Annotated in this window: 31 protein-coding genes; 13 read left to right on the forward strand and 18 right to left on the reverse strand. The window is 41.9% G+C overall.

The window, feature by feature from the left end; translation table 11 throughout:
* Positions 1-96 precede the first annotated feature (96 nt).
* Positions 97-549, reverse strand: coding sequence for a cyclic-di-AMP-binding protein CbpB (gene cbpB, locus LCL89_RS06265; protein ID WP_197315598.1), 453 nt, complete (start codon positions 547-549; stop codon positions 97-99).
* A 244-nt stretch (positions 550-793) separates the two neighbouring features.
* On the opposite strand from cbpB, the gene trhA reads away from it, so the two are divergent.
* Complete coding sequence (gene trhA, locus LCL89_RS06270; protein WP_197315597.1) at positions 794-1,438, forward strand: PAQR family membrane homeostasis protein TrhA; 645 nt, start codon at positions 794-796, stop codon at positions 1,436-1,438.
* 88 nt (positions 1,439-1,526) lie between these two features.
* Here the strand turns inward: trhA and LCL89_RS06275 are convergent, their stop codons facing one another.
* Together LCL89_RS06275 and fadH are read right to left on the reverse strand one after the other, a co-directional pair.
* A complete protein-coding gene (locus tag LCL89_RS06275) occupies positions 1,527-2,078 on the reverse strand; it encodes a DUF4871 domain-containing protein (protein ID WP_224808812.1) in 552 nt (183 codons plus the stop codon).
* A gap of 37 nt (positions 2,079-2,115) precedes the next feature.
* The gene (fadH, locus tag LCL89_RS06280) at positions 2,116-2,883 is read right to left on the reverse strand and encodes a 2,4-dienoyl-CoA reductase (RefSeq protein ID WP_197315596.1); all 768 of its coding nucleotides are present in this window, start codon (positions 2,881-2,883) and stop codon (positions 2,116-2,118) included.
* 213 nt (positions 2,884-3,096) lie between these two features.
* Here fadH and LCL89_RS06285 point away from each other — a divergent pair, with 213 nt between their 5' ends.
* The 3 genes from LCL89_RS06285 to LCL89_RS06295 all read left to right on the forward strand — a co-directional run bounded on the left by LCL89_RS06285 (position 3,097) and on the right by LCL89_RS06295 (position 4,940).
* A complete protein-coding gene (locus tag LCL89_RS06285; protein WP_224808814.1) occupies positions 3,097-3,999 on the forward strand; it encodes a metallophosphoesterase in 903 nt (300 codons plus the stop codon).
* 183 nt (positions 4,000-4,182) lie between these two features.
* Entirely contained in the window at positions 4,183-4,650 is a 468-nt protein-coding gene (locus LCL89_RS06290; protein ID WP_197315595.1) for a YkyB family protein, read from the forward strand.
* Positions 4,651-4,724: 74 nt separating this feature from the next.
* Positions 4,725-4,940 carry a hypothetical protein gene (locus LCL89_RS06295; RefSeq protein ID WP_197315594.1) on the forward strand — a complete coding sequence of 72 codons (216 nt, stop codon included), beginning with the start codon at positions 4,725-4,727 and terminating at the stop codon, positions 4,938-4,940.
* 41 nt (positions 4,941-4,981) lie between these two features.
* Here LCL89_RS06295 and LCL89_RS06300 read toward each other — a convergent pair whose 3' ends face one another.
* The 3 genes from LCL89_RS06300 to LCL89_RS06310 all read right to left on the reverse strand — a co-directional run bounded on the left by LCL89_RS06300 (position 4,982) and on the right by LCL89_RS06310 (position 7,017).
* Positions 4,982-5,383, reverse strand: a complete 402-nt coding sequence (locus LCL89_RS06300) for a hypothetical protein (RefSeq protein ID WP_224808816.1) — start codon at positions 5,381-5,383, stop codon at positions 4,982-4,984.
* A 65-nt stretch (positions 5,384-5,448) separates the two neighbouring features.
* Positions 5,449-6,114 carry a DNA alkylation repair protein gene (locus LCL89_RS06305; protein WP_224808818.1) on the reverse strand — a complete coding sequence of 222 codons (666 nt, stop codon included), beginning with the start codon at positions 6,112-6,114 and terminating at the stop codon, positions 5,449-5,451.
* Between the two features lie 48 nt (positions 6,115-6,162).
* Entirely contained in the window at positions 6,163-7,017 is an 855-nt protein-coding gene (locus tag LCL89_RS06310; RefSeq protein ID WP_206760624.1) for a patatin-like phospholipase family protein, read from the reverse strand.
* Positions 7,018-7,180: 163 nt separating this feature from the next.
* Between LCL89_RS06310 and LCL89_RS06315 the strand changes: the two genes are divergently transcribed.
* The gene (locus LCL89_RS06315; RefSeq protein ID WP_224808820.1) at positions 7,181-8,347 is read left to right on the forward strand and encodes an aminotransferase A; all 1,167 of its coding nucleotides are present in this window, start codon (positions 7,181-7,183) and stop codon (positions 8,345-8,347) included.
* A gap of 30 nt (positions 8,348-8,377) precedes the next feature.
* Positions 8,378-8,581: a PspC domain-containing protein gene (locus tag LCL89_RS06320; RefSeq protein ID WP_197315590.1), complete on the forward strand. Its 204-nt coding sequence runs from the start codon at positions 8,378-8,380 to the stop codon at positions 8,579-8,581.
* Positions 8,582-9,261: 680 nt separating this feature from the next.
* Here the strand turns inward: LCL89_RS06320 and LCL89_RS06325 are convergent.
* A complete protein-coding gene (locus LCL89_RS06325) occupies positions 9,262-9,756 on the reverse strand; it encodes a COG2426 family protein (protein WP_224808822.1) in 495 nt (164 codons plus the stop codon).
* Between the two features lie 271 nt (positions 9,757-10,027).
* Positions 10,028-10,183: an aspartyl-phosphate phosphatase Spo0E family protein gene (locus tag LCL89_RS06330; RefSeq protein WP_197316782.1), complete on the reverse strand. Its 156-nt coding sequence runs from the start codon at positions 10,181-10,183 to the stop codon at positions 10,028-10,030.
* Between the two features lie 283 nt (positions 10,184-10,466).
* On the opposite strand from LCL89_RS06330, the gene lepB reads away from it, so the two are divergent.
* The gene (lepB, locus tag LCL89_RS06335) at positions 10,467-10,988 is read left to right on the forward strand and encodes a signal peptidase I (protein WP_224808824.1); all 522 of its coding nucleotides are present in this window, start codon (positions 10,467-10,469) and stop codon (positions 10,986-10,988) included.
* Between the two features lie 114 nt (positions 10,989-11,102).
* Here lepB and LCL89_RS06340 read toward each other — a convergent pair whose 3' ends face one another.
* The 3 genes from LCL89_RS06340 to LCL89_RS06350 all read right to left on the reverse strand — a co-directional run bounded on the left by LCL89_RS06340 (position 11,103) and on the right by LCL89_RS06350 (position 11,769).
* Positions 11,103-11,246, reverse strand: a complete 144-nt coding sequence (locus tag LCL89_RS06340; RefSeq protein ID WP_197315587.1) for a YvrJ family protein — start codon at positions 11,244-11,246, stop codon at positions 11,103-11,105.
* A 64-nt stretch (positions 11,247-11,310) separates the two neighbouring features.
* Entirely contained in the window at positions 11,311-11,523 is a 213-nt protein-coding gene (locus tag LCL89_RS06345; RefSeq protein ID WP_197315586.1) for a DUF2922 domain-containing protein, read from the reverse strand.
* 21 nt (positions 11,524-11,544) lie between these two features.
* A complete protein-coding gene (locus LCL89_RS06350; protein WP_197315585.1) occupies positions 11,545-11,769 on the reverse strand; it encodes a DUF1659 domain-containing protein in 225 nt (74 codons plus the stop codon).
* A 566-nt stretch (positions 11,770-12,335) separates the two neighbouring features.
* Here LCL89_RS06350 and LCL89_RS06355 point away from each other — a divergent pair.
* From LCL89_RS06355 to LCL89_RS06370, 4 genes are all read left to right on the forward strand, one after another.
* Positions 12,336-13,103 (forward strand): carotenoid biosynthesis protein, encoded by a 768-nt coding sequence (locus tag LCL89_RS06355; protein ID WP_224808826.1) that lies wholly within the window; start codon positions 12,336-12,338, stop codon positions 13,101-13,103.
* Entirely contained in the window at positions 13,087-13,749 is a 663-nt protein-coding gene (locus tag LCL89_RS06360) for a lysophospholipid acyltransferase family protein (RefSeq protein WP_197315583.1), read from the forward strand. Before LCL89_RS06355 ends, LCL89_RS06360 begins: the two co-directional genes overlap by 17 nt.
* Before the next feature lie 121 nt (positions 13,750-13,870).
* Positions 13,871-14,980: a glycosyltransferase gene (locus LCL89_RS06365; protein WP_224808829.1), complete on the forward strand. Its 1,110-nt coding sequence runs from the start codon at positions 13,871-13,873 to the stop codon at positions 14,978-14,980.
* Entirely contained in the window at positions 14,977-16,449 is a 1,473-nt protein-coding gene (locus tag LCL89_RS06370; protein ID WP_224808830.1) for a phytoene desaturase family protein, read from the forward strand. The genes LCL89_RS06365 and LCL89_RS06370 overlap by 4 nt, the downstream gene beginning before the upstream one ends.
* Before the next feature lie 142 nt (positions 16,450-16,591).
* Here LCL89_RS06370 and LCL89_RS06375 read toward each other — a convergent pair whose 3' ends face one another.
* From LCL89_RS06375 to LCL89_RS06385, 3 genes are read right to left on the reverse strand one after another with little or no spacing between them, the layout of a single operon-like run.
* Positions 16,592-17,428 carry a phytoene/squalene synthase family protein gene (locus LCL89_RS06375; RefSeq protein ID WP_224808832.1) on the reverse strand — a complete coding sequence of 279 codons (837 nt, stop codon included), beginning with the start codon at positions 17,426-17,428 and terminating at the stop codon, positions 16,592-16,594.
* 2 nt (positions 17,429-17,430) lie between these two features.
* The gene (locus LCL89_RS06380) at positions 17,431-18,912 is read right to left on the reverse strand and encodes a phytoene desaturase family protein (RefSeq protein WP_224808834.1); all 1,482 of its coding nucleotides are present in this window, start codon (positions 18,910-18,912) and stop codon (positions 17,431-17,433) included.
* Complete coding sequence (locus tag LCL89_RS06385; RefSeq protein ID WP_224808836.1) at positions 18,909-20,420, reverse strand: phytoene desaturase family protein; 1,512 nt, start codon at positions 20,418-20,420, stop codon at positions 18,909-18,911. The genes LCL89_RS06380 and LCL89_RS06385 overlap by 4 nt, the downstream gene beginning before the upstream one ends.
* A gap of 208 nt (positions 20,421-20,628) precedes the next feature.
* Here LCL89_RS06385 and LCL89_RS06390 point away from each other — a divergent pair, with 208 nt between their 5' ends.
* On the forward strand, positions 20,629-20,835 hold the full coding sequence (locus LCL89_RS06390; RefSeq protein ID WP_197315577.1) for a hypothetical protein: 207 nt from the start codon (positions 20,629-20,631) through the stop codon (positions 20,833-20,835).
* Positions 20,836-20,911: 76 nt separating this feature from the next.
* Positions 20,912-21,037 carry a YjcZ family sporulation protein gene (locus tag LCL89_RS06395; protein WP_197315576.1) on the forward strand — a complete coding sequence of 42 codons (126 nt, stop codon included), beginning with the start codon at positions 20,912-20,914 and terminating at the stop codon, positions 21,035-21,037.
* Positions 21,038-21,169: 132 nt separating this feature from the next.
* Here the strand turns inward: LCL89_RS06395 and LCL89_RS06400 are convergent, their stop codons facing one another.
* From LCL89_RS06400 to moaA, 4 genes are all read right to left on the reverse strand, one after another.
* Complete coding sequence (locus LCL89_RS06400) at positions 21,170-23,137, reverse strand: sensor domain-containing protein (protein ID WP_224808838.1); 1,968 nt, start codon at positions 23,135-23,137, stop codon at positions 21,170-21,172.
* 27 nt (positions 23,138-23,164) lie between these two features.
* The gene (locus LCL89_RS06405) at positions 23,165-24,523 is read right to left on the reverse strand and encodes a TrkH family potassium uptake protein (RefSeq protein WP_197315574.1); all 1,359 of its coding nucleotides are present in this window, start codon (positions 24,521-24,523) and stop codon (positions 23,165-23,167) included.
* 131 nt (positions 24,524-24,654) lie between these two features.
* Entirely contained in the window at positions 24,655-25,083 is a 429-nt protein-coding gene (locus LCL89_RS06410) for a YwpF-like family protein (RefSeq protein WP_224808840.1), read from the reverse strand.
* A 121-nt stretch (positions 25,084-25,204) separates the two neighbouring features.
* Entirely contained in the window at positions 25,205-26,218 is a 1,014-nt protein-coding gene (gene moaA / locus LCL89_RS06415) for a GTP 3',8-cyclase MoaA (RefSeq protein WP_224808842.1), read from the reverse strand.
* Positions 26,219-26,221: the final 3 nt, after the last annotated feature.

A 26,221-nucleotide genomic window follows, 5' to 3' on the forward strand; every position in this document is an offset into this window, starting at 1 on the left:
TGAGTGTTCCATAAGATCCACCTTTGAAAATAAAAAAATAGACGACATCAGGTCGATGTCATCTATTTTATCATAGCTTGAATCTGTCGGTCTTTTTTATTCTAAATGTTTAAAAATTTCATGATAATGTTTGCTGAACTGCTTCAATATCGTACGACGTGTAACGATCCCGTCAAATTCACCTTCATCGTTCGTAACGCATACAAATGGATAATCGATCAGTTTATACAACGCATCCATCATGTTGTCCTGCAGATGTACACATGGCACATCAGTATCCATTATTTCACTGACAGTAATATCCGATAGACGGTTCAATTCAAAGTCTTCTAAACCTAACGTTTCCTCTAAAATGCTGTGCTTACTGATTACACCTTGAAATTTATACGTGGGATCCAGCACCGGTACGGCCGAATACCCTGACCGCACTAATACGAGCAGTGCATGTTCTAAAGGATTCCCGATTTGTACGTGAGCCACTTTTTCTGATTCAATCATCAATTCAGATACTTTGGGAATTTCCAGCTTTTCTTTTTCCAAACTTACCATTAATCGTATTCACTCCTTTATATCTTACATGTGAAGGAGCAGTTAGTTTCGCTCTGTGAACCATAGATAGTTTAACATACATCGCATATAATCTCGAACTTCAAATTCCGACAATTCTTTCAAATCAAGCTTCTCAAGCCTTATTCTTTACCCAGATCGAACATATGGATAAACCTGTAAATCGGTTCTGCTTTATAAAAAATTCTATAGAGAGTATAATGAAGAATATTCCAAAGGTTTGGAGATGAAAAATTTGACCACACATACTTTCTCAAAACGGGAAGAAATTGCGAATGCCATCACTCATGGCATCGGGGCGATTTTAAGCATAGCGATGCTCGTACTGCTGATCGTGTTCGCCAGTCTTGAAGGAAATGCCTGGCATGTCGTATCTGTAACGATTTATGGTGCGACGATGTTTTTGTTGTATGTATCTTCGACTCTCGTTCACAGCTTTCCACCTGGTAAAGCGAAAGATCTGTTTGAGATTTTCGACCATTCGGCCATTTATTTGTTCATCGCGGGAACGTATACCCCTATATTGCTTGTCCCATTGAGAGGTACATTAGGATGGACTTTGTTCGGAATCGTATGGGGTATGGCGGTATTAGGAATTCTTTTCAAAGTCTTTTTCGTGAAAAGGTTCGTCATCTTATCGACTCTATTCTATATTCTGATGGGATGGCTCATGATTCTTGCATGGGGACCTTTGACGGCCCAAGTCCCTGCAGGAGGCATCACCTATCTCGTCGTTGGAGGGGTCATGTATTCAATCGGGTCGATCTTTTATGTTTGGAGAAGTTTCACCTATCACCACATGGTCTGGCATTTGTTCGTATTAGGCGGGTCAATTCTACACTTCTTTATGATCTTCTTCTATGTTCTATAAGGAGAAGATTTCCCTGGTCCTATACCAAGGTTCAAAGACATAATACAAAACCGCTCAGCAGTTAAGCTGAGCGGTTTTTTTGGTTCATTCATCCATTTTGACTTTTCACTTCTACAACAATCTTTTCATAGATTTCTCCATCTATATACACAATGACTCTCCATGTCCCTGAAGATGGGAATCTTAAATTCGATGGCATATTTACCTCTAGAGGGGCTACTTCGGCTTCTCTATAAAATTTTCCAGAAGTAATCTGGATCGTTTCTTCAGAACCTTTCTTTTCAGCCTTGATTTCGACGGGTTTATCGTAAATATTTTCACTTCCAAAATAAAACCACATATACTTATCGCTATCTGCAGCGATAATCGGAAAAGGACCCGTAAAGCCGAGGGTGTGTTTGTTGCCGATTATAGTGTACGATACTTCCTCTCCATTTTCATATACGACCTTATGTTGAAAAAATCGAGATAAATCCCATCCATCCTGATCTTGATCAAGGATTTTGCCATCATTTTCGTTACTTGTTTGTTCAATACCTGCTTCACTTTCCTCACACGAAACCAATACTGATGTTGTGAGAATCAAGGTTAGAGTTAAAACGAACATATTCAGAGGCATAAAGCGAAACCAACGATCCATATCCGTCTCCCTCCTCAACCTTTCATGAAATTTGATTTTAGAATGGGAACTGATTCAACCACTGACCTCCATCAAGAGTGACCACTTCCCCGTTCATATAGGAAGCCTCTTCAGATAGAATGAAATTAGCCAAACCTGCGATTTCCTCTGGTGTTCCCAATCTGCCTAATGGTACAGAATTCAACGTACGCTGGGCAGCTGCTTCTGACTCAAAGAGCTTTTCCGCTCCGCCCGTCCGTTCAATTGGTCCCGGGGCGATCGCATTGGCTCTGATTCCGTATTTTTTGCCCCATTCCACAGCTAAGGTCCTGGTCATTGCAAGGACTCCCGCTTTAGCCGAAGCGGAATGGATGACTCCTGCTCCTGCATTCCATGCGTATGTAGCCACCATGTTCAAAATAGACCCTTGGATTTTATTCTCGATCCAATATTTCCCGACTTCCTGACTACAGTAAAAAGTGCCGTTCAAGACGATATTGATTACGGAATTCCATCCATTAGGTGAAAGTTTTTCTGCTGGTGCGATGAAATTTCCTGCGGCATTATTTACGAGATGATCGATCCTTCCGAAAGCTGAGACGGTTTCATCCACCATTCGTTTTGCATCCTCCACCTCACGCACATCCATTTCTATCGTGAGCAGGCGGCTCTCTGCTCCATCAGCAATTTGCTCTGCTGCAGCATCCAGACGTTCTTTACTACGCCCGGTAATCGCCACATTAGCTCCTTCTGCTAAAAAGCGCTTCGCCATATAAAGGCCCATCCCACTTGATCCACCAGTAACAATCACAACTTTGTTTTTCATTATATACATCCTCCTCATCTACTTGTTTACATTCCACACAAAAAAATGAATTCCTGTTCATTTTTTAAAAATTATAAAATATTTGGCGATTTGAGGGAAATTTTCAATTTAATTGCTGTTAGAAATTAGAGGTGGAAAAACACTGGTTTTAAAAAAATGAAATAGTGGAATAACGGAGAAAGAATTTCATAGAATGCGTGTTAGATTAACCTAATGAAATTCAGAAAGGGCGAATCTATGAAAATCAGCCGCCGCACCTTCATCAAAAGAACCTTAAAAAGCATCGTCGGAATCCTTGGCCTGACTGGAGCCGGTTATTATTATGCGAGATTCATAGAACCTGACCTGCTTACCGTCCAACGGTACAAGCTTGAAAGTGAGCGTATCCCCTTATCTTTCGACCAATTTAAAATCATACAATTCTCAGATACACATATAGGATTCCATTATGACCTTAAACAATTGAATAAATTAATAAATACGATCAACAATGAATCGCCTGACCTTATTTTGTTTACCGGAGATCTTGTCGATGCTCCTCACCAATACACTTTTACAAATGAGCTTCCCTTTTTACTCAGCCAACTGAAAGCTCCTTCAGGAAAGTTTTGGATATATGGGAACCATGATCATGGGGGTTACGGTACGGAGAAGATTCAATCTGTCATGGAAGACGGCGGGTTCCAGCTTTTAAAAAACCAACATACCTCTATTAATAATAAAAACGATTCTTTCATTCTCGCTGGTCTGGACGACATCATGCTTGGAAAACCAGATTTATCAAAAACCCTGGAAGGAGTAGATGACCAAGCCTATACAATGCTCTTAGTCCATGAACCAGATGTGGCTGACCAAGTCCGAAATACTTCTGTAGACGTACAGTTATCCGGCCACAGTCATGGTGGGCAGATACAGCTTCCATTCCATGGACCAGTTGTCACTCCTCCCTATGCACAAAAATACATTGAGGGCCACCATAGTGTGAGGCCTGGGCTGGATTTGTACATCAGCAGGGGGATTGGCATGACCAGAATGCCCTACCGTTTTTTATGTCTGCCTGAAATATCGGTTTTTCAATTACAAGCCATTCCCAAAAGTTCCAGTATACAAGAGTAAATGAGAGGAAACCGGGCGAATAAAGTGCTACAATGGAACTAAGAATAGACCTATGTTTTTACGAATTAGGGAAAACACATTTCGAGTACCATGAAAAATGTGGCACTTCGACCTATATGGAATTTTCTTGAAATATGTATACAATAGACGTACAATAAAAAATTTGAAGGAAAGGAGATTTAAATGAACGACCCGAAACTATCCAGCAGAGAATTAGCAGAGTCTTTGTTCATTGTGAATCGTCATGCAAAAACTGCACCTGAGCCAAAACACTTATATGACATTAAGAAACACACCATTGAGAAACTGATCAAAGAAAAAAGAGCCAAAAAGATTGGTCTACACTTCTCTGACCACCCGAAACTCAGTCAGCAGCACTCTACTCTGCTTATTGAAGTTGGCGGATACTACTTCCATATCCCTGCAAATAAACAAGACTTCGATCAACTTAATCATCTAGGCAAGGTGGATCACTCCTACAGGAACCCAAAACCGAAGTTGTCTTTATCTAAAGCAAAACGGAACTTGTATAATTACTTGAATTGGGAACAGCCGAAAGCAAAGAACTCCCGCTCCTTCCAACCTACTCTTCAACCATCGTTTCTTGGAGAAAGAAGCGTATCTCCCTGGAACCAAAGAAGAAGAAAATAAATTCGACCAATACTCCTTTAGATGTTTCAATTCTTACCAAATCAGGAAATGTACATCTAGAGGAGGATGATAAAATGGCGCCGAGTCCAATGGAAGATTTTTTATACCACTTAAAAAAATACATGGAGTACACAACAGAAATGCGCGCCTCTTATGAGCATCTATCTGAACATGAAAAGAAAGTGATTTTGGAATCAGCTCCACACATGAACGGTCCAGAAGAACTTTCAAAAAATGCTTATGCTTGGCACGATGAACTATTCGAACGTTTGAATATCAGTAAACGATGACCCCGGACATACAAAACCACCCTCCTTGTAGAGGGTGGTTTTTACGCTGCCTTTTTTTTCGACCTCTTTGAAATCTGAACCCATAAATGCTTGAGCCCCTTCAAACTTACGTACAAGACTCCGTAACTGCTGATTGCGAGCAGACATACCGGCCAATAGTAATCCGGCAGCAGCGATTGACTCTGAACCATCGCATAGCGATCGACCGCTTGTAAAAAGGCGAGAGCAACTAAAGCTGTCATTATATAACTGAACAATCTAGACCAATTTTGGATCATCGCCCATTCTACAAGTGGAAGCATCACCCACATCAACGCTGTAACTAAAAGGAAAACGAGTGAGAATTGCACATGGTTCGGATGAAGGTTGAACACATCAAGCAGATCTCCATTCATCAAGTGGAGAGTCTGATCTAAAATTGTAAAGTCGAACCAATCAGACATACCTTACCCTCTCCTTCTGTTATTTTACAACCATTATGAACAGAAAGAGAATTTGATAAACCTGATCAAGTGGTGATTTTGGCCTGGTTTTTCAACCATTTCAATCCTTCCCTCTGACTCAAAGGACGGAGTCCTGTCTTTTCGATGTAGTTCAATACAGCTTCAGGGTTCGTTTTGCTGTATTCTCTCAACGCCCATCCGATCGCTTTCTCAATGAAAAATTCACGCTCATGTTTTAAAACATCAATCGTATCGAATAAAAGCTCTTCATTTGTGTCTTTTTTATATTTCAATTGAATCAGCAAGCTGGTCCTTCGCACCCACAAATGACTGGAAACCCTCCATTTTTCAGTGATCGGAGCTAAGTATTGCGGATATTTTTTGAAATAGTCGCCACATAAATTGGAAGCGATCATATCGACAGAATCCCACCACGATGCAGTCATCACTAGTTCTTTATAAAAACCTATACTCGAAACAGAGGCTTTCTTCGTACCCTTTTCCAATAATGCCAAAGCAGCGTAATGATACTCCCGTTCATGGCGGTCATAAAGAGAAGAAGCGATTTCCAAGCGTTCAACTTCAGATATTTGACGGCATTCCTTCAAAATCGGACTAAGTATTTTTTTTCGTTCTGGTGATTTGATGCCCAGAAATGAAAAATGATTCTTCATATAAGCTTCCATAGGTTCCCGGTTGATTTCATTCCTGTTCGAGTGAAGGGCTTCCACGATTTTCTCTGTAATTTCCCTCGATTTTTCTATGATAAATTCCCCCTGTCAGGATTGTAAAAAACGATCCAGATCTTCTATAAGCAGCTTGGACTCATCATATCCCTGCATATAAAGCTGATGCAGCCGGTCGCGATTACGTTCAACCCTACCGACTTGAAGAGGAGTCTTGGGTCTGATGATGAATGCCTCTCCACGCTCCTCCATTTCTTTTATTTTTTTCAACTGAAGGTTATAACGAAGGTGCCGATTCAGCAAAGCTTTTACAAAATGAGGATACTTTCGATATTTGCGGGCGAAATACCACCCAAGCTTCATCTTCCTTTTCATGTAGCCTTCCGTTTGTGTCAAAATGACAATGTGCTTACGATTTCCATCAGCAATCGAAGCTTGGAAAGGAATGGGGTCTGCGATTCCTCCATCCATCAACTGTCTGCCTTCATAATGGATACTCGGAGCGATCAGAGGTAATGAGCTCGAAGCTCTTACTACTTTCAGCAAGCTTTGTTTATCGGGAAATCGATCATAGCATACAGGCAGACCGGTCATCATATCTGTTGTACACACGACAAATTTGGTCTTTTCTTCACTGAACGTCTCATAATCAAAGGGGACGAGACGGTTGGGCAAGGTATCGAAAATAAAATCCATGCCGAATAACTGACCATTTTTGAACATACGTTTATACGATATGTATTCTGGATGATCGCCATATTCGATCAAGACTTCATAATTCCTTTTCTTCTGCTTGGCCACATAAGAGCTCCCATTACAAGCTCCAGCTGATGAGCCGACAACATAGGGGATTTCCAACCCTTCATCCATGAACAATTCCAGCACACCTGCTGTATATGTCCCCCGCATTCCACCGCCTTCAAGCACCAGACCGACATCCTGCACCATCATCCCACCTTTCTAAAACATGTAAGGTTAGTATAACAAATCAAATAGGAAAAAATTGAAAGTAATGTTTGGACTATACGAATCTTTTCCCCCTATGCTATCATCAAATGAAGTAAAATTCCGAATTTTTGTTGAAAGTCAATAGTCAAAGGAGCTTCACTTTATGAAACATTTGATCAACTCTCAAGTCACACAGCTTCAAATTTCAGGCATACGGCAATTTTTCAATATGGTCAGTAATTACAAAGACGTCGTGTCTTTGACCATCGGCCAGCCGGATTTCCATACGCCTGAACATATCAAACAAGCAGCAATACAAGCCATTCATTACAACTATACGAGTTACACCCCTAACGCTGGCATCCTTGATTTACGCGAAGCAATTGAGGACCACGTCAGAACAAACTATCATCTTACTTATGATAAAAAGAATGAAATTATCGTCACCGTAGGGGCATCCCAAGCCATTGACGTTACATTACGAACAATCTTAAGCCCGGGTGATGAAGTCGTTCTTCCAGGTCCTGTATATCCAGGGTACGAACCATTGATCAAGCTTGCAGGTGGGACACCCGTCCACGTCGATACCCGTGCAGATCAATTCAAACTGACAGGTGCTAAGCTTGAGAAGGCGATTACTCCGAAGACCAAAGCGGTCATTCTCCCTTACCCATCTAATCCTACCGGTGTTTCACTCAATGAAGCAGAGCTTAAAGAAATTGCAGACGTGTTGAAGAAACATGACGTGTTTTTGATCGCCGATGAAATCTACAGTGAATTGGTATATGATCAGCCACACACTTCCATCGCTCAATTCAAGGAACTGCGTGATCAAGTGATCGTCATCAACGGTGTTTCCAAGTCCCATTCAATGACAGGCTGGCGAATCGGATATTTATTAGCACCTGAATGGTTGGCCAAAGAGATCTTGAAAGTTCATCAGTATAACGTCTCCTGCCCAAGCTCCATCAGTCAATATGCTGCATTGGAAGCATTGAAAAACGGTGCAGCAGACCCGCAACATATGAAATTATCTTACCTTTCACGACGAGACTATGTCTTCCAAAGACTAAAAAATATGGGACTGGACCCTGTTCTTCCAGAAGGAGCCTTTTACATCTTCCTCAAATTCCCTCTCGCCGGAAAATCGACGTTCGATCGGGCGGTCCAACTCGTAGAAAAAGCTGGAGTCGCCCTAGTTCCTGGAGATGCCTTTTCTCAATTCGGAAAAGGACATATGCGTCTCTCTTACGCTTATAGTGAGGAAACTCTTAAGATAGGTTTGGACCGCTTGGAAGAATTCTTAACCAAAGAGGGTATAAACAAGTAAGGAAACTTTGATCCTTTAGGAGGCAGACAGATGAAAAAACTGACAAAGTCGTCCACAGATAAAAAGTGGGATGGTGTTTTAGGAGGGTTATCGGAATATTTAAATGTCGACCCGACACTGATCCGACTTATTTTCGTCATATTGACGATTGTTTCTTTCGGGTTGGGCGGAGTGATTGCGTACGTGATCGCCATGTTCATCATGCCCGAGGATCAAGGTGAGAGTTCGAATTGACCTCATTTAGATCACGCCCCGAAATAATGATGAATTTGTAATTTCAATTCGAAGTATGTATATCATGGATAAATCTTAAATTATTCGTCCGAATAACATTCGGTTCCACAGAAAAAAGCTCTCATAAACAAACGCTGTGTTTGTTTATGAGAGCTTTTTTAATTGAAGTGCAAGACAGTAATGAACTGTTAAAAGTCCAAATAATCCTTAAAACAAGGCTCTGTTAAAGTCCGTTGTTGATATTTTAAACGATGACTAAATAGTCCTCGTCTGGAATTAGGGGGCCGGTCTGTTATTTACTGAGAGCATGGGATGGCAGGGAAAACAGTCCGCTTTCCCCGGGGAACGCTGAGCCTCCTCGAACTTCGTTCTCCGGGTCTCACCTTGTTCCTTATTCCCGCAGGAGTCTACCTGTTTTCCCTGCCATCCCGTTCGTAGTTGGAGTACTGGACTTCGGTAATGGCCTTTCCGCTCCTTCTACTTTGAAGAGGCGGCCTTTTAGAATGGCGAGACTCCTGTGGGTTAAAGGTACATCGTGAGACCCCGGAAGGCGAAGCCTGAGGAGGCTCACGGTACCCCACGGAAAGGGAGTCATTCTAAAAGGCCGCCTCATACAAATTCCAGGACAGAAAGAGCGGATACAAACTCCCCGAAATAACAACACCAAGCAATAACAGAGCCTAAAACAAAGGATAAGCTACCAGGCTTACGAGAACCGAAGCAATAATCACGCCCGCACTAATCGATAAAAAGGCCAATTTAAAAGGGATGAAAAACAAAACCGCTGCTAAACATGCAGAATAAGCACCAGTAGTCGGCAGAGGCAGCGCTGTGAATAAAATGAGACCCACAGCCCCATATTTTTCAACCTGATTGCTTTTATTGATGGTGCGATTATACAACCATTGATAAAAACTGTCGTATACCTTGAACCTCAGCAACCAGGAACTGACGGGCCTGAATAACAATAAAATCGGAGCAATCGGTAGTAAATTACCAATCAAACTGAATATGTATGAAGAAAGGAAGGGTATCCCTAAAATCGCTCCCGAGGGCAATCCCAGTCTCAATTCAAGAATAGGCAGTGCAGAAATCAAAACGACTACCGCTTCCGGTGCCAAAAAGCTCAGATTCTCAATCATAAATGTTTGAATTGATTCTTTTATGTGATGCATTCATTCTCCTCCATTGACGCAGTTCTATCTTTCAATCGTATGACTGCATTTGTAAATTATACCATGGTTTCTTAGTTAAAAGTCTTTTGTTGATATACAACGATTGCTTACATCTCCAACCGTTTGTCATTGCTTTTTTCGGTCCGTATTTTATTAAGTGTGTTGGTGGGAAGGGAAAATAGTCGCTAGCCGCAGGGAACGCCCCCTCTCCATGATGACTACGATCGAAATCGATTCCAAAAAAATAACTCATGGAATTATCCATGAGCAATTAACGATAATCTCTCTGTATTTGATTTAATAATTGATCTAAACGTTGACTGATCCTGACCGACTCTTCACTGGAAAAACCTTTTTCAACTGCAATTTCTGACATCCGCTTTCGAAGTCGTTCCACCTCAATCATAAGAGGATCTATTTTGGTCATTTGCAATGTTGTGTCCCTCCTTGACCTCTTCCTCTTGTTAAGCCGTCTCTCATTTTCAGAATGTTTGTTCGCCTATGTACCTGGCACGAAAAGAATTATCTCAATTTTCCATCTAATTGTAAATAAGATAGATAAAAGTTCTAATGATTCGACAACAGTTTGCAAATGTTAAAGATTGATTACATTTCCCGTTTTGTCTCTTCTCAACACGATCCTATGTGGTAAAATGAATACGATATGGACATGAATTTGAGATATGTCCATAAAGAAAGGAAGATCCAAAGTGTCTGAACAAGCTAAAAATGAATGGCTCGAGTGGATCAAAGCAATCGTCGTAGCCATAGCCTTAGCATTTATTCTACGTACCTTTTTCTTTGCGACGTCCATCGTCGAAGGTGCAAGTATGGACCCGACACTTGAAAACGGTGAACGAGTCATGTTCAATAAAATCATTTATTATATAGATGAACCGGAACGTGGGGATATCGTCATTATTGAACGACCTGTCAAAAGTTATGTTAAACGTATCATCGGCCAGCCTGGCGATAAAATTGAAATCCGAAATCACGCTTTGTATATTAATGGGAATAAGCAGACACAAAATTATTTGAATCAAGCTGCCATTGAAGCGACCCGCGATTTCGGTCCGGTGGAGGTTCCAGAGAATAAATACTTCGTGATGGGCGACAACCGCTCGATCAGTAAAGACAGCCGGAACGGTCTCGGCTTTGTAGAAGAAAAGGAAATCATCGGCCGCACAGAGCTGATTATCTATCCACTGAATGAATTAGGTCTGACTAAATGAATGATTAAAGCCGCTTCCTCTCTCGGGGAAGCGGCTTTTTATATGATAGGGACCTTCCCAGCTGCAATAGGTTCTGCACCAAGTCCGATTTCAACGAATCCCCTTCATAGAAACTCATTTTAATATCGTCAATTTATCTGGAAGTTGATGCAGCGTTTCGATCAACAGATTCAGCTTCGTCTCAATGCGGTGAAGCAAGTAGAAAGTCACCGCAATTGGAAAACCGACCTCTGTCAAAACCGGCACCCAGTGCTCCATCGTATTCACCTCACTTCAAAGTAGAAAAAGCCGCCATCCATCGGACAGCGGCTCATTTCACTCATTAAATAGTGATATCATAAACGTTGCGTTCAACGATCCGCGCTTCTTTTTTAGCCACTAAATCTCCACCACTGGATGAAAAACAGTTGGCTGCTAAAACCGTATCCATAGCTGCGCTTATCTTGGCTGCATCGGCAGGTTCAACCGGTTCATCCAAGGCAAGAGTCACGACGCGCCCTTCTTGATTGAGGAATTTAAGTTCCAGTTTTTTCATAAAAGTACCTTCCCTTCTTCATTAGATATTGGTAATTTCAAAGCTGTCATTTCGTTCCACTTTCTGCATGATTCGCTGCTGCAAGCCTTCAAGCGCAACTGCTACATTGTGCAGCTGATCGTCCGTTGCAGTCGTTTTCACATTGTTGAAAGATTTGGTACGAAAAAGCGGATTGCCTTGTTCGTCCACACCATCGTCTAAAATCATCTGCAGTTGAGAGTTCACTTTTTCAGATTGAGTCGCCATGTTTCTCACCTCCTTTCACCTCTATAATCGAGATACAAATGAAGAAAGGGTCAAAAAAAAGGCCGCCTCACACAAATCCCAGGACAGAAAGAGCTGATATGAGCTCACATGTGAAAAAACAACACCAAACAATAACAGAGCCAAAAAAAGAAGGCTCGAGGAAAATGCTTTGATCCAGCATTCTTCTCGAACCTTCTCTATTATGAATCGATAATGATTGATGATTTCATAGTAAGTATTGTTTACCCGTGATCGAAGATACACAACCCGATCAAACCAAGCATGACAATCAAGCTGACTACAAACATGACGATTTCAGCCATACTTTCACCCCCTCAACACTTATATTTTAGCAAAAAATTCATGGTTATGCGGCAAATATTTTAAATAAGCGTATACTCAATGTGCATTTTACTACATTTCCCCTTCATCCGCTACACCAAAACCATTCATACCCCTTTTGAACTGGTTTAAAGAGCTCCATCTTGAGGTATCATGTAGGAAAAAGCATTCTATCTCTACATTGCTTTCAACTTCCGCTACAATGGTCATAAGGGGGAATTCCCATGACTACAATTATCTATCGTTTTTTTATTTTTTGGTACATATGCGGTGTTATCCTGCTATCATTTGATCTGCTTCCGCCATGGCTGGAATGGGCGAACAGTGTATTTCTTATTACAGCTGGACTGATAGCCGCCATTTACTTTTATCAGATTTACGGACTCAAATTCGGTCTGGGATACAGCCTGCTTATCATGGTAGTCAGCATATATGTCGAACATCTCGGGGTGGCCTATGACTTTTTATTCGGCTCTTACGACTACAATGAAAACTTCGGCTTGAAAATCTTTGATACGCCGATCACCATAGGATTCGCCTGGCTGTTGATCATCGGGTGCTCTCATGAAATTGCACGAGGCATCACACAAGGAATGAAAAAATATCGCGCTTTCACTTTTACTTTCTCAGGCTCACTTTTAGCAGTGACTATGGATTTGATTCTGGACCCCGTCTCATATAAAGTGAAAGCTTATTGGATATGGCAGGACACAGGGGTTTATTACGGTATCCCCTTTTCCAATTTCGTAGGATGGTTCGTTCTCGCTGCCCTTTTTCATTTATTATTCATCCTATGGTCCCCGAAGAAATCGGAACGGACCCAAATTTGGATGAACCGCATGGCCCTCGTATTCGGATTGATCATCATCATGTTCTCTATTCTGGCATTGTCCGGAGGACTGATCGGAGCTGTCATCCTTGTTTTATTCTTGACTACAATCTGGTATACCCTTTATTTCTGGAGGAAAAAACACTATGCAGAAAGCCGATAAGAGTCCATTCATTCAATGGGGGTTTACGAGGTTCAACCGCTGGTTGATCCACAGGAACTTTGAGAATATCCGTCTCTTACCTCCAAATTCAAACCCCGTCCCGGAGAAAACTTTATATATCATCAACCACTCCACTTGGTGGGACCCGTTGATGATTTTCTATTTGAATGATACTTATATTCAATCAGATGGATATGGCATGATGCATGAAGATGGCGTGAACCGATACCCGTTTTTCAAAAAAATCGGTGCCTACTCTATAAATACCGATCACCGAAAACATTTGATGGAATCCTTGCATTACAGCATCACTCTTCTTAAAGAAAACAAATCTGTATGGGTATTTCCACAAGGGAAAGAGACGCCCCTTGAGAAGCGTCCGCTTCAATTTTTCTCAGGAGTCTCTTATATCATCCAGAATTGTCCTGATACCAAAGTCGTTCCCATAAGCTTGTATTATTCGTTTGAGCATACAAAAAAGCCGAATGTATATATGCAGGTGGGGGACCCCCTTAAGAAGGATGAATATATCGATAAAAACCGCAAAGAGATGACCCGTTATATCGAAGAAAAAGCAACCCTTCAACTGGATCGACTGAAAGAATTAATAATTCAAGAAAACCATGCTCATTTCAAAGACATTTGACGTAGAGAATCCCTGGTGGAGGCTTTTAACCTTAAAGAAGGGCTCTTTTATTCGGAGAGCCCACCGCCCCCTCCTCCTTTACATAATCTCTCAACAGATCAAGCAAGAAAGGGTGGCACTTATGACGATTTTCTACTTTGCACTCATAATCACATTGGTTCTCAACCTCTGGACGATCATAAATAGTATTTTCCTGATTCCTTTACAACCATCTAAAAAGTGGAAAGGTAATCATAAAGTCTCCCTCCTTGTTCCGCTGCGCAATGAGGAATCCCAAGTGGAGGGGTTGATTGCTTCTTTAAAAAAAATCACCTATCCGAACTTGGAAATTCTTCTACTCGATGATCATTCAGAAGATGATACATATTCTATGCTTCTTGATCGGATTCAAGGGGATGAAAGGTTTTCGGTGTATAAGGGAAAGGACCTTCCTGAAGGTTGGAACGGAAAGGTCCATGCCTGTCATCAACTCTCCAAGCTTGCAGAGGGAGACTTTTATTTATTTTTAGATGCGGATGCCCGTGTCGCCCCGAGTGTCATTGAAAGGTCTTTAGCGACGATGGTACAGCACGATGCAGCCATGCTCAGTGGATTTCCCCATTATCCGAACAACCATTTCCTCAGCCATATGCTGGTGCCCTTGCAGCACATGGTCGTCCAGCTCCACCTGCCTTTGATGGTGGCTAATTTCACGAAAAAGCCTATGTTTACAGCCGCTTGTGGAATTTTCATCATAGTGGAGAAGAACGCTTATGAAGACATCGGAGGACACGAGTCTGTTAAAAACTCCCTTGTCGAAGACGTCCATTTAGCGAGGTTATTCAAAGAGAACGGCTATAAAATGATACTGGTTAACATCACTTCCTCTGTTCTCTCTTACATGTATGACCGTCCTGAAGAGACCTGGGAGGGGTTTAAAAAGAATACCTACACAGGGCTTGGCCGTTCGATGGTATTAGTCATCTTTCTATCCATCTTTTATGCAGTGGTCTTCCTGCTCCCAGTCGGTTTATTAGTAGCTGGATTGATTGAAGCAAATTGGCTTTTAGTACTTCCCTATTTATTGACTGTCACCTTCAAGATGTGGGTGGATGCAAGAACAGGACATCCATTGTGGCTCTCACTCATGATTCCGGTGTCTGTCTTACTATTAATCATGATGATGATATCCTCGATGTCCGTACATATCAAAGGTGAGCGGTATCAGTGGAAAGGAAGGTCTTACGAATGAAGATTGTGATTGTAGGCGGAGGTTTGGGAGGTTTATCAGCCGCTGTATCTTTAGCGAAACATGGTGCAGAAGTGAAAGTATTCGAAAAAAATGAGCACTTTGGCGGTAAAATGATGGCTGTGGACGAAAAAGGCTATCATTTCGATTTTGGTCCCAATACGATTACGATGCCCGAAGTGTTTTATGACGTCCTCAGTCAAAGTGGAATGAACCCACACAAATCACTGCCTATGGTAAAGCTCACCCATCATACAAGAAACCAATTCTCGGATGGGACATATTTTGATTTTTCAACAGATGCCGCGTATATGAAAGAACAGCTGAAAGCAGTCGATCCAAAAGGATTTGAAAATTACAATCGGTTCCTTGAAGAAATCCGGCGTCTTTATCAGCTCTCAAGAAAACATTTTTTACATCGGACCTTCTCTGGATGGAAAGATTACTTCTCACTTTCCCTTGCTTCAAGCATGTCTAAAGTTAGACCTCTTGAATCGATGGATCATTTTTTCAGAAAGTATTTTGATCACCCTGGAGTCATCCAGGCGTTAAACCGTTACTCTACCTATGTAGGGTCCAGTCCTTATTGCACACCTGCGACATTTGCGATGATCGCTCACCTGGAGCTTGGTGAAGGAGTGTACTACGTCCAAGGGGGAAATACGAAAATTGCTGAACGTTTTGTGGAAGCAGCAGAAACATCAGGTGCCGAACTCTATAATAATCAACGAGTTGTAAAAATCTTGACAGAGGGACAGCGGGCAAAAGGTGTGTTATTAGAGAGCGGTGAAGTAGAGGAAGCCGACTATGTGATCGTCAATGGAGACTTGCTTCAAGCCGTACCTGACCTGATCGAAAACGATAGAAGGAAAAAGTTATCCGACAAAAAAATAAATTCTTTTGACCCGTCCATTTCTGCTTTTGTAATTATGGCAGGGTTGGACACACGATTGGACCAGCTCAAGCATCACCATGTTCTTTTTTCACGAAATTACGAGAGAGAATTTGAACAATTAAAAAGAGGCGAATATGCGGACGATCCAACCATTTACATTTGTACTTCGTCCAAGACCGACCCTTCTGTTTCTCCTTATGGTGACAACTGCTTCCTTTTAATCAATGCACCTGCTGGTGGAATTTCCAACAAAAAAGATCTTGAAGCATACAAACAGCACATCTACAAACGTCTTAATGAAGCCGGCCTTCCAATCCAGAATCATATCAAAGTTGAACGAGTGGTCAGCCCGGAAGATATCGAAACTAAATTTGGAGCTTATCGTGGGTCGCTTTATGGTCCTTCCTCAAATCGTAGACATCAGGCGTTTATGCGTCCTTTCAACAAGTCACAGGATATCGAGAACTTATACTTTTGTGGAGGAAGCACTCATCCTGGAGGCGGCTCGCCAATGGTCGTGCTCAGCGGCCAAAATGTAGCGAACCAAATCCTTGGAAAACTGGTCCATATTGAATAAGGTGGGTGAGGAGGCTCACGGAAAGCGAGTCATTCTAAAAGGCCGCCTCAAACAAATTCCAGGACGGAAAGAGCTGAGACGAGCTCAATTGTGAAATAACAGCACCAAGCAATAACAGAGCTAAAATAAAAAGAAGCAGAATTTATTGCATCTCAGCAATAATCTGCTTCTTTTTTTGATCAGTTACAAAATTACGTCTTCCAAAAACTTGATAGCGATTATCTCTCACAGAATGTATGATTGCACGGTACATTTTAGCCGCTCCACCGACAGGAGCTCTTGAATAGACCGGATATTCAGGAATCGTTTCGAGCGCATTGGAATAGTACGCTTCAGCATCTCCCGCCAAATCTTCCCACAAATCTCTGAAAGCATGATTGACGCGGCTCTTGTTTAAATCATCTTCCGTATAACCATACTGTTCCATCAGTTCAGAAGGTAAGTATACTCGCCCACGTTCCATATCCTCGCCGATATCCCGCAATATATTGGTGATCTGCATAGCGTATCCAAGTTCAATCGCTCCATTCCTAAGCTTCTTTTCTTTTCCAGGAGCAATGACTGGAAGCAGCATCAAACCGACTGTGCTCGCCACATGATAACAATAGAGCAACAAGTCATCCTTCGTAACGATCGGCTTTGGGTACAGATCCATTCGCTGACCTGCAATCATATCGTAAAAAGGAGCCGGGTCCATCGGAAAGTTTTTGAAAACATCTTCAAGAGCGACCCAGGAAGGATGGTCACTTTCCAATTTCCCCTCCATAAAGAGATCGAACTCTTTTGCAAAGGCTTCTAATTCCTTTTTCGGGTCTTCTCCTTCATCCACAATATCATCCGCTCTTCGGCAAAATGCATAAATCGCCCAAACTGCTTTCTTCTGCTGAGTGGGCAGCATCGCAAACGCTTTCGAAAACGTCTTCGAGTGCTTTTCAATGATTTTGCGGCATTGTTTATACGCTTGGTTCAAGTCCGTCATCATTAAACACCTCGCTTGTAATTATGCCTTTCCGTTGAGCGGTATTGCAAGTGATTCGCCAATATTTTTGCCCCCTGCATAACAATCGGCACGCCACCACCCGGGTGAACAGATGCCCCTACCGCATATAAGTCATCAATCGAATAGGGCTGCATTTGAGGTCGGAACACACCGGATTGAAAGAGAGTCGGAGCTATTCCAAAGCTCCCACCTGCATATAATCCTTCTTTTTGAGCCTGTTCTGGTGTCCTTATTGTCATCCAGTTGATATTTTTCCTTAAATGAGGAAAACCGCGTTCTTCCATCTGATCGATGACATAATCAATCAGATGCTGCTTCTGACTCCAATCTACATCCTCCCCCGCCGGAACGGGAATCAACGTATAAAGGACGCCCTTTCCTTTTGGAGCTAGAGAATCATCGATTAATGAGGGATGGAAGGTATAGAAGGATGGGTCATCCGGTAATTGTTTATCATCGAACACCTGCTTCATATGCTTATCAAAATTCTCTGACATGAAAAACTGGTGCATGGACCTGTTCGGATAATTTTTTTCCAACCCCATGTACAGGAGCAAACAACCTGATGAAGGAGTGTACGCCCGTCTCAATCTTTTTTCTTTTGGTAAAAGATCGTCCATGATTGGAAAATCCCCATTCAAAATGAGTTCATCAACTTTTTGATACTTTTGGTTCACTCGAATGGCATCCACTCTATTGGAGTGCAGTGATATATGATCGACCTCTGCATTTGTATGGAGGGATACGCCCCTTCTCTCCAAAGTCTGCAAGATGATCTCCACCAAATGAGCATACCCGCCTTTCAAATACCATATTCCATGCTCATGCTCACTGTAGGATACCAACGAATACATTGCAGGAGATTGCTGAGGGTGGCCCCCGATATAAAGGGTCTGCAGTGTATAAGCTTCAATGAGTTGAGGATCGTTGAAATAATTGCTCATCATCTTCTTCACGTTTTGATAGGCTTTCAACTTCATTAATGTGTGAAGGTTTTTACCCGAAAAAAATGTTCGCTTATTTACAAAGGATTTCTCAAGGAACTGTGCCTTTCCTTGTAAAAACCGTATTCTCATATCAGAAATAAAACGGTGGTACCCTCGTTCATTCCCTGGGAATACAGCATTTAATTCCTCGATTTGGCGGTCTGTGTCCGTATATTTCGTAAATGTTTTTCCATTTTTAAAGTGAACATCGTAAAGGGGATCACATTTAACCAGTGGAATACTTTCACGGCTTATCCCTCCCTCTTCAAGGATGCTTAGAAGCATTTCAGGGAGAAGCACGATCGTCGGGCCTTGATCCACTTTATAATCCCCATGCCGTTCATAGGTCAGCCGTCCTCCAAACTGATCATTCTTTTCGTAAATCGAGATATGCCGTTCTTTTTCCTTTGATAGGAGTAAGGCGGTCACTAACCCGCCAATCCCTCCGCCTACGATGGCCGTTTCTTTTTTTATCATGAGGGCTGCGCCTCCTTCTCCTTGATCCAGCCGGTGGTGATCCTGGCAGATTCCAAAATCGTTGGAAGTCCGCTTCCTGGGTGGGTGCCTCCACCGACCAGCCAGCAGTGCTCCAGTTCCTGAAAGCGATTATGGGGTCTGAAATACATCATCTGCGACAGTTGGTGACCTAAACTGAATGTCGCCCCTTTATGGACAAAATGCTCCGTCTGCCATTGCAATGGAGTTAATATTTTCTCCGTCACAATGTGATTACGGATTTCTTCAAAGCCGGTTTTCTTTTCAAGTTCGTCATATATCAACTGTTTGAAGGTTTCCTGCTTATCATCCCAGTCAATTTCTGAGTAGTTGTTCGGGACAGGAGCGAGAATGTAAACCGCTGAATGTCCCTCAGGAGCAAGAGTCGGATCCGTCACACTGGCATTATGAATATAAATCGATGGCTCATCAGATAACACCAAGTCCTTCGTCATTTCGTTGACATTCTTTTGATAATCCTCAGCAAAAAGGATGGTATGGTGCGGCATATCATACAGCTTATCCAGTCCTACGTATATCATGAATGTTGAGCAGGAATATTTCTTCTTATCCAACTTCGGCTTGGAGTACTTCTTCAACACGCCATCATCCAGCATATGACTCATTGCCTGAGCAAAATCAGCATTGATGATCACTTCATCTGCATGGAATTCTTCGCCTGAATCCAGAACAAGACCGGTCATCTTCTTTCCATCCAGTTTAAATTTGCTGACTCCATTGCCTAGATGAATTTTCCCTCCAAACTCTTCTGTCACCGCAGCCATCGACTTAGAGAGCTGATTGACTCCTCCAATTGGATGAAAGACGCCGTACTCATGTTCCATGTATGAAAGAATGGAAAAGGCACCTGGACATTCCCACGGCGACATTCCTAAATATTTCGCCTGGAAAGTGAACGCTATTTTCAGGCGCTCATCTGTGAAATAGTCGGATAAAACATCATAGACAGATTTACCGAGCGATAATTGTGGAAGTGCCTTCAAGGCTCTAAGGCTCACATAATCCTTCAAGCGATGGTGCCGGGTTTGAAGCAATGGAAGCAGTGCGTTCATTTTCTTTCTGGTATCGCTCATGAACCTGTCATACCCTTTTTCGTTGCCGGGAAAATGCTCTTCAATCACTTGAAGCATTTTTTCACGATTGTGGTACATCGGAACCCTCTTGCCATCGAATTGCAATTCATACATCGGTGATAATTCGACAAGATCCATATAGTCATGGACATCCCGACCTGCCATTTGAAATATTTCTTCAACGATATGAGGCATACTTAAAAATGTCGGTCCGATATCAAACGTGTATTCCCCTAGTGAAAAGTGACCATTACGGCCCCCTACATAACTCTGTTTTTCAAACACGTGTACATCATATCCTGCCGAAGCAAGAATCATTGCAGAAGCCAGTCCCCCTGGACCTGCTCCAACGACAGCAATCTTTCTCAACTCATTCACCTTCCCCCATGTATCCATTCATTGTACAAATATTATACATAAATGGTATGTAAAAAACGAGTAGTAATACTCTTTGTATATGTTCTTTACAATTTTTTCAATAAAATCATTGTTCTCATCCTTTACCCTTTTTTATCTTTTTATAACCAGGTGGGTGTACAGCTTGTTCAACTCACCCTCATAAAAAATGATGAATCGTCCAAACTATACACAAGGAGGTCTGATCATGTATTCCAATCAAAGAATCTCAGGACCTTTCTTCCCTTCTCATTCGGCTTCATCTCCTGACAATGCACAGCTGATCAACGAACAGCTCAATCATTGGTGTGAAGAAATCGACCGATGTGAACATCAACATAATGAGAAAGAAAAGAATGGGTTCAACCAGAAAAGTAAAATCATCAAGTTAGCCCCGACAACTTTCATGGATTGATTCGTATAGGTGTTCACCTATACTCCACCCTCACCTCCTGCATACGTTGTAGATGTACTGATCAGGAGGTGAGCTTATGCACAACTACCCTTATTACGGCGGAAGATGCTGCAAAGGATATGGGGGTTATCCGAACACTTTTGCTTTGATAGTCGTTTTGTTCATTTTATTGATTATCGTAGGTGCAGCTTTCTACTGTTAAATGGCTTGGGTAAGAATGACAGAGTGCATCTTTCTCAGTATTGTAATCGCACGTTTGACAACGCTTTCAATTATTGTTTTTTTCAAAAATATATATTTTAAAAAAGGAACTTCCCATAAGAGAAGTTCCTTTTTAGTGATATGTGTTTTGTTGAAATATTTCTTCCAGTTCCACAGGTGGTAAAGGTTTGCTGTATAGGAAACCTTGAATTTCATCGCACCTTTCTTGACGTAGAAAGTCAAGCTGTTCGTTGGTTTCCACACCTTCAGCAATGACTCTCATATCAAGGGAGTGCGACATGTGGATGATCGATTTTACTATGGCTTTATTCTGCTTTCGGTTTTCGTCGATGAAAATCCGATCGATTTTCAACTTACTGACCGGGAACCGACTTAAATATTTTAAGGATGAGTAGCCTGTACCAAAATCATCAATCGATACTAACACTCCCTCCTCACGAAGCTCCTTCAACGTTCGAATAATGTATTCCTCATTCGAGACTGCCATACTCTCTGTAATTTCGAGCTCTAAATACTTAGGCTCTAATCCCGATTCATCCAAAATCTTTTTCACCTTTGAAACTAAATCCTTTTGGTGAAATTGTGTCGCAGATAAGTTTACTCCGACTACCACAGGTTTAAAGCCGAGTTCCTGCCACTTTTTATTCTGCATGCAGGCTTCCCTCATCACCCACTCACCGATTTCACAAATCAATCCAGTTTTTTCAGCTACAGGGATAAATAAACCGGGTGAAATCATCCCTTGTTCTGGATGGTTCCACCTGACCAGCGCCTCGAGCCCGACCACTTCTTCACTGACAATACATTTTTGTGGCTGATAATGAATTTCCAGCTGTTTCTCCTTCACGGCTTTCCTAAGAGCCGTTTCCACGGATAACTGCGTCTCGAGCCGCTTGGATATGGAAGGCTCATAGCACTTGTAATGATCGCGATTATTTCCTTTCACATGATACATCGCACTATCCGCTTGCTTGATCAATTCCTCTGCTGTTTTTCCATTCTGTGGATACATGCTTATACCAATACTGATTGAAGTATAAATTTCATGTTCTTCTATCGTTATAGGAACACGGAAAGCTTCGACTAGAGATGCAGCCATCTCTTCAGCCTCTTTTTTTGAGGAAACGCCTCTTTGAAGAATCAAGAATTCATCTCCACCCATATGTGCGATGAAAACATTCGTATCCAGCAGCTTTTTCAACCGCTCTGCACAGGATTGGAGCAAACGATCTCCGAATTGATACCCCAGCGTATCATTGACTTGTTTAAAGTAGTCCAAATTGATGAAGTGAACAGCTAAATTTTGCTCTTGTTCAAGTGTATGACTTAAGATCGACTTGAAATAGTGATGATTCGGCAGGTTCGTCAACTCATCATAATAGGCCATAAACTCCATTTTTTGTTCAGTCTCAATTCGCTGGGTGACGTCACGGATGATTGCAATCCTAAGCACCTCATCCCCATGGACAAATGGATGAGCCAGTACTTCAATATAAAATCGCGTGCTATCTTTTTTAACCGCTTTCAATAGAAAGGGCCTGTCAGGTAAGGAATTCAACATTTCCTCTAAGTCTGCCTGGCTAGCTTCATCAATAAAAGAAGAAATCTCCATGGCGTGTAATTCCTCTTTTGAGTATCCGAACATTCGTTCAAACGTTAAATCACAGTCCACAAACTCTCCCTGCTTGTGAAGAATCATCCCTTCCGACCTTTCATGTGTGAGCTGGTTCATTTGGTCTTTCAACTCTTGAACTTGATCCGTGAGGGAAACCAGCCTTAAAAAGACGGCGTAATACTTTTGATCTCCGTCAATTTTCATTTTTTTACTTCTGACATGAAAAAGACGGTCCGATCCGTCCTTGATTCGCAGCAATACACTGGCTTCCTCTTGTTCTTTGAAGCGATTGAAATCAAACCAAGTATGAATCGGACCTTTTTGGATATTTTTTATGAATTGTAGAACACCTTGATTATGGCGGACTACATTTCCATAAGCATCCACGAATAAGAGTGGATCTTCGATATTTTCAAAAAGCCACTCATTCATGGGGATAGCCAGGTCTCTCTCTTTGTATGGCATTGTAATGCCCCCTCTACACCAGTCACTCTAACCGATGATGATTCTCTCTTTTGGATAGTGATACTTTCCTTTTGGCTTCTGTTTATGGAAAGAGAACAAGAATGTCAGAATTCCTATTCTTCCGAGGAACATCAACAGCATCAACAAAACCTTTCCGAATGAAGTAAGGCCAGGTGTGATGCCTAAAGATAAACCTACTGTTCCGAAAGCAGAAGTCACTTCAAAAATGATTTCATTCATTGAGTAAGGCTCAGTAATCGACAGCAGCATAACAGAAACAAAGCATAAGAAGAGTGCCATCAAAGTTACAACAACAGCTTTGTTCAAATCTTCGTTATGAACTTCTCTACGGAAAATACGGATATGGTTCCCTCCGCGTGCGAAGGTGAGGACGAAAATAAGTACCAAAGCGAATGTCGTTGTCCGGATTCCTCCCCCTACACTACTCGGAGATGCACCGATGAACATCAATGAAGACATGAACAATTGGGTTTGTTCGGTGAATTGGTTGATATCCATCGTGGATAACCCGCCGCTTCTCGTAGTTACGGATTGAAACAAGGCATAAAAAAAGATTTCATGCCACGCTTTATTCGCAAAGAAATGGTTGAATTCCAGTAAAACGATGACCACCATGCCGTACACAACTAATACGAAGAAAGTAATGGTTGTCAGCTTTGCAAATAAAGAAAATTGAATGGTCTTCAATCGATTGTTATGGAACAAGTATTCCTTAAGCTCAATAAGTACTGGAAACCCGATTGCTCCTGATATGATCAATATGATATTGATAAATTGCACGAAATAATCATCTTTGAAAGGAACCAGGGATTGCCCGGTAATATCAAAACCACCATTCGTCATTGCACTAATTGCGCCAAAAAAGCCTTGTAAATATGCTTCGCCCGGCTCAAAATATTGAAGGTAATACGTACCCAGTGTCAAAAATCCGATCATTTCAATCAACAAGACGACAAGTACAATTTCCTTGACCATCCGTACCATACCTTGGAAAGAGGTTTGGTTCTGATCGGTCATGATTAACCTTCGTTCTTTCATTCCGATCTTTTTACCAAGTACAAGCCAAACCATTGTCCCCAACGTCATAACCCCGATTCCCCCGAACTGGAGAACCATCGCTAAAATAAAGACGCCTGTTGTACTGAATGTTTCAGCTGTAGGTACAGTCGTAAGCCCTGTAACGCTGACAGCACTGACCGCCGTGAACAAGACATCAATGAAATCCAGCTCAACGCCGGGTTGATGTGCCACCGGAAGTCCAATCAATATGGAGGAAATGGTTACTGCTAAAAGGTAATAGACCGCTATCAATTGAAATGGCGATAATTGATTGAGCCAACGCAGGCTTTTTCTTCTCACCCACATAGTAAATCTCCTTTGATGTCGCTAAATATTTCTTGGATGAAGATGACAATTACTGCGTATATTACTATCATCGTCATTTTCCTTCCAAAGTTTAACTCATATATCCTGAAGTTGGAAGTGTGATTCGTTTATTAATTAGAAGAACTCTCTTCTCCCAGACGCTTGAATTCTTCTAAGAGCTCATCCCCTTGATACCCTTTATCTAAAAGTTGCTTTAAGGTTTTCTCAATATATTCTCTTTGACGGTCAATGATCGTCCCAATGAAAATGATATTGATATGATTGCCGATTTTGTTCGTTTCCACAGGTTTGACGAGGAATGTCGCAGGGGTATTGGACGGTTTCGTAATCTTGACCTGCACCATGATTTCTTCGTTATTCCGGCACATAACCTCAAAAAATTCCTCATAACTCTCATCGACGTAGGCTTCGATCACCCACCGGCCTCGATCATCTTCACGATTGATGATCAGACCATCTTGTAATTTTATACGTCTCTGTGTGATATCATCATTTTTCTCTTCTACAATGTCTAAAGATATAAGTTTAAAAGTTTTCATACAAACATCACCTCCACGAACTATATAGGATCATTATTATTATAGATGACGTAACACGATTGAGCAAAGAGACTTCCGAAAGGGTTCTCCTGGGGATTTGAACTTGATGGATCCCCCCCGGCTAGCCTCCAATGTAAGACATTTCTATTTTATCCCCACGCTTCTTGTTATACTTAGCTCGATCAACAGAATATTGGTCTTTGCGTCCTGTCCAAATTTCATATAAGTATGCGGTTATATCCTGATCTGATTGATTTTCGCTTAACATTTCTTTGAGATCGTACCCATGGGTTGCAAACAGGCAGGTAAAAAGCTTCCCATCCGCGGATAAGCGAACCCTGGTACAGCTGCTGCAGAAGGCTTCCGTTACAGAGGAGATGACCCCTATTTCAGCGTTAGAATCCTTATAACGGAATCGATCAGCCACTTCTCCGAAGTAATTAGGCGCAAGCGGCACCAAAGACATCTCCGCGTCAATGAGTTCTATGATTTCTTTTTTTGATACCACCTCATCCATGTTCCATCCATTATGATTACCGACATCCATGAATTCGATGAACCGAAGGGTATCCCCTGTTTCTTTGAAATAACGAGCCATAGGAACGATTTGACTTTCATTCATGCCTCTCTTCACGACCATATTCACTTTGATTTCCAAGCCTGCATCGCGGGCGGCTTCAATGCCTTTCAATACCGGCTTCGTTTTAATTCCACGACCATTGGTTTGTTGAAAAACCTCATCCTCAATCGCATCCAGGCTGATGTTGACACGATCCAGGCCCGCAGCTTTAAGGTTTGCAGCCTGCCTCACTAAAAACACCGCATTCGTGGTTAGAGCAATATCCGTTATCCCATCCACCTCTTTAATACGTGCGATCAAATCATGCAGGTTCTTTCTCATTAATGGTTCTCCACCGGTCAATCGTATTTTTTCCACTCCGAAACGAGCGAAGATCTCAACAAGTCTTACAATTTCATCAAAACTCAACAATTGGTCTTCCGGCATGAATGCATAGTCGTCTCCGAACACTTCTGCCGGCATGCAATACGAACATCGGAAGTTGCACCGATCGATGACAGATATTCTCAAGTCCCTCATCGGGCGATCCTTTTGGTCTAATATGTATGTGGTCATTGC

Origin of the sequence: Halobacillus yeomjeoni, assembly GCF_020171525.1 — a bacterium.
GTDB lineage: Bacteria > Bacillota > Bacilli > Bacillales > Halobacillaceae > Halobacillus > Halobacillus yeomjeoni.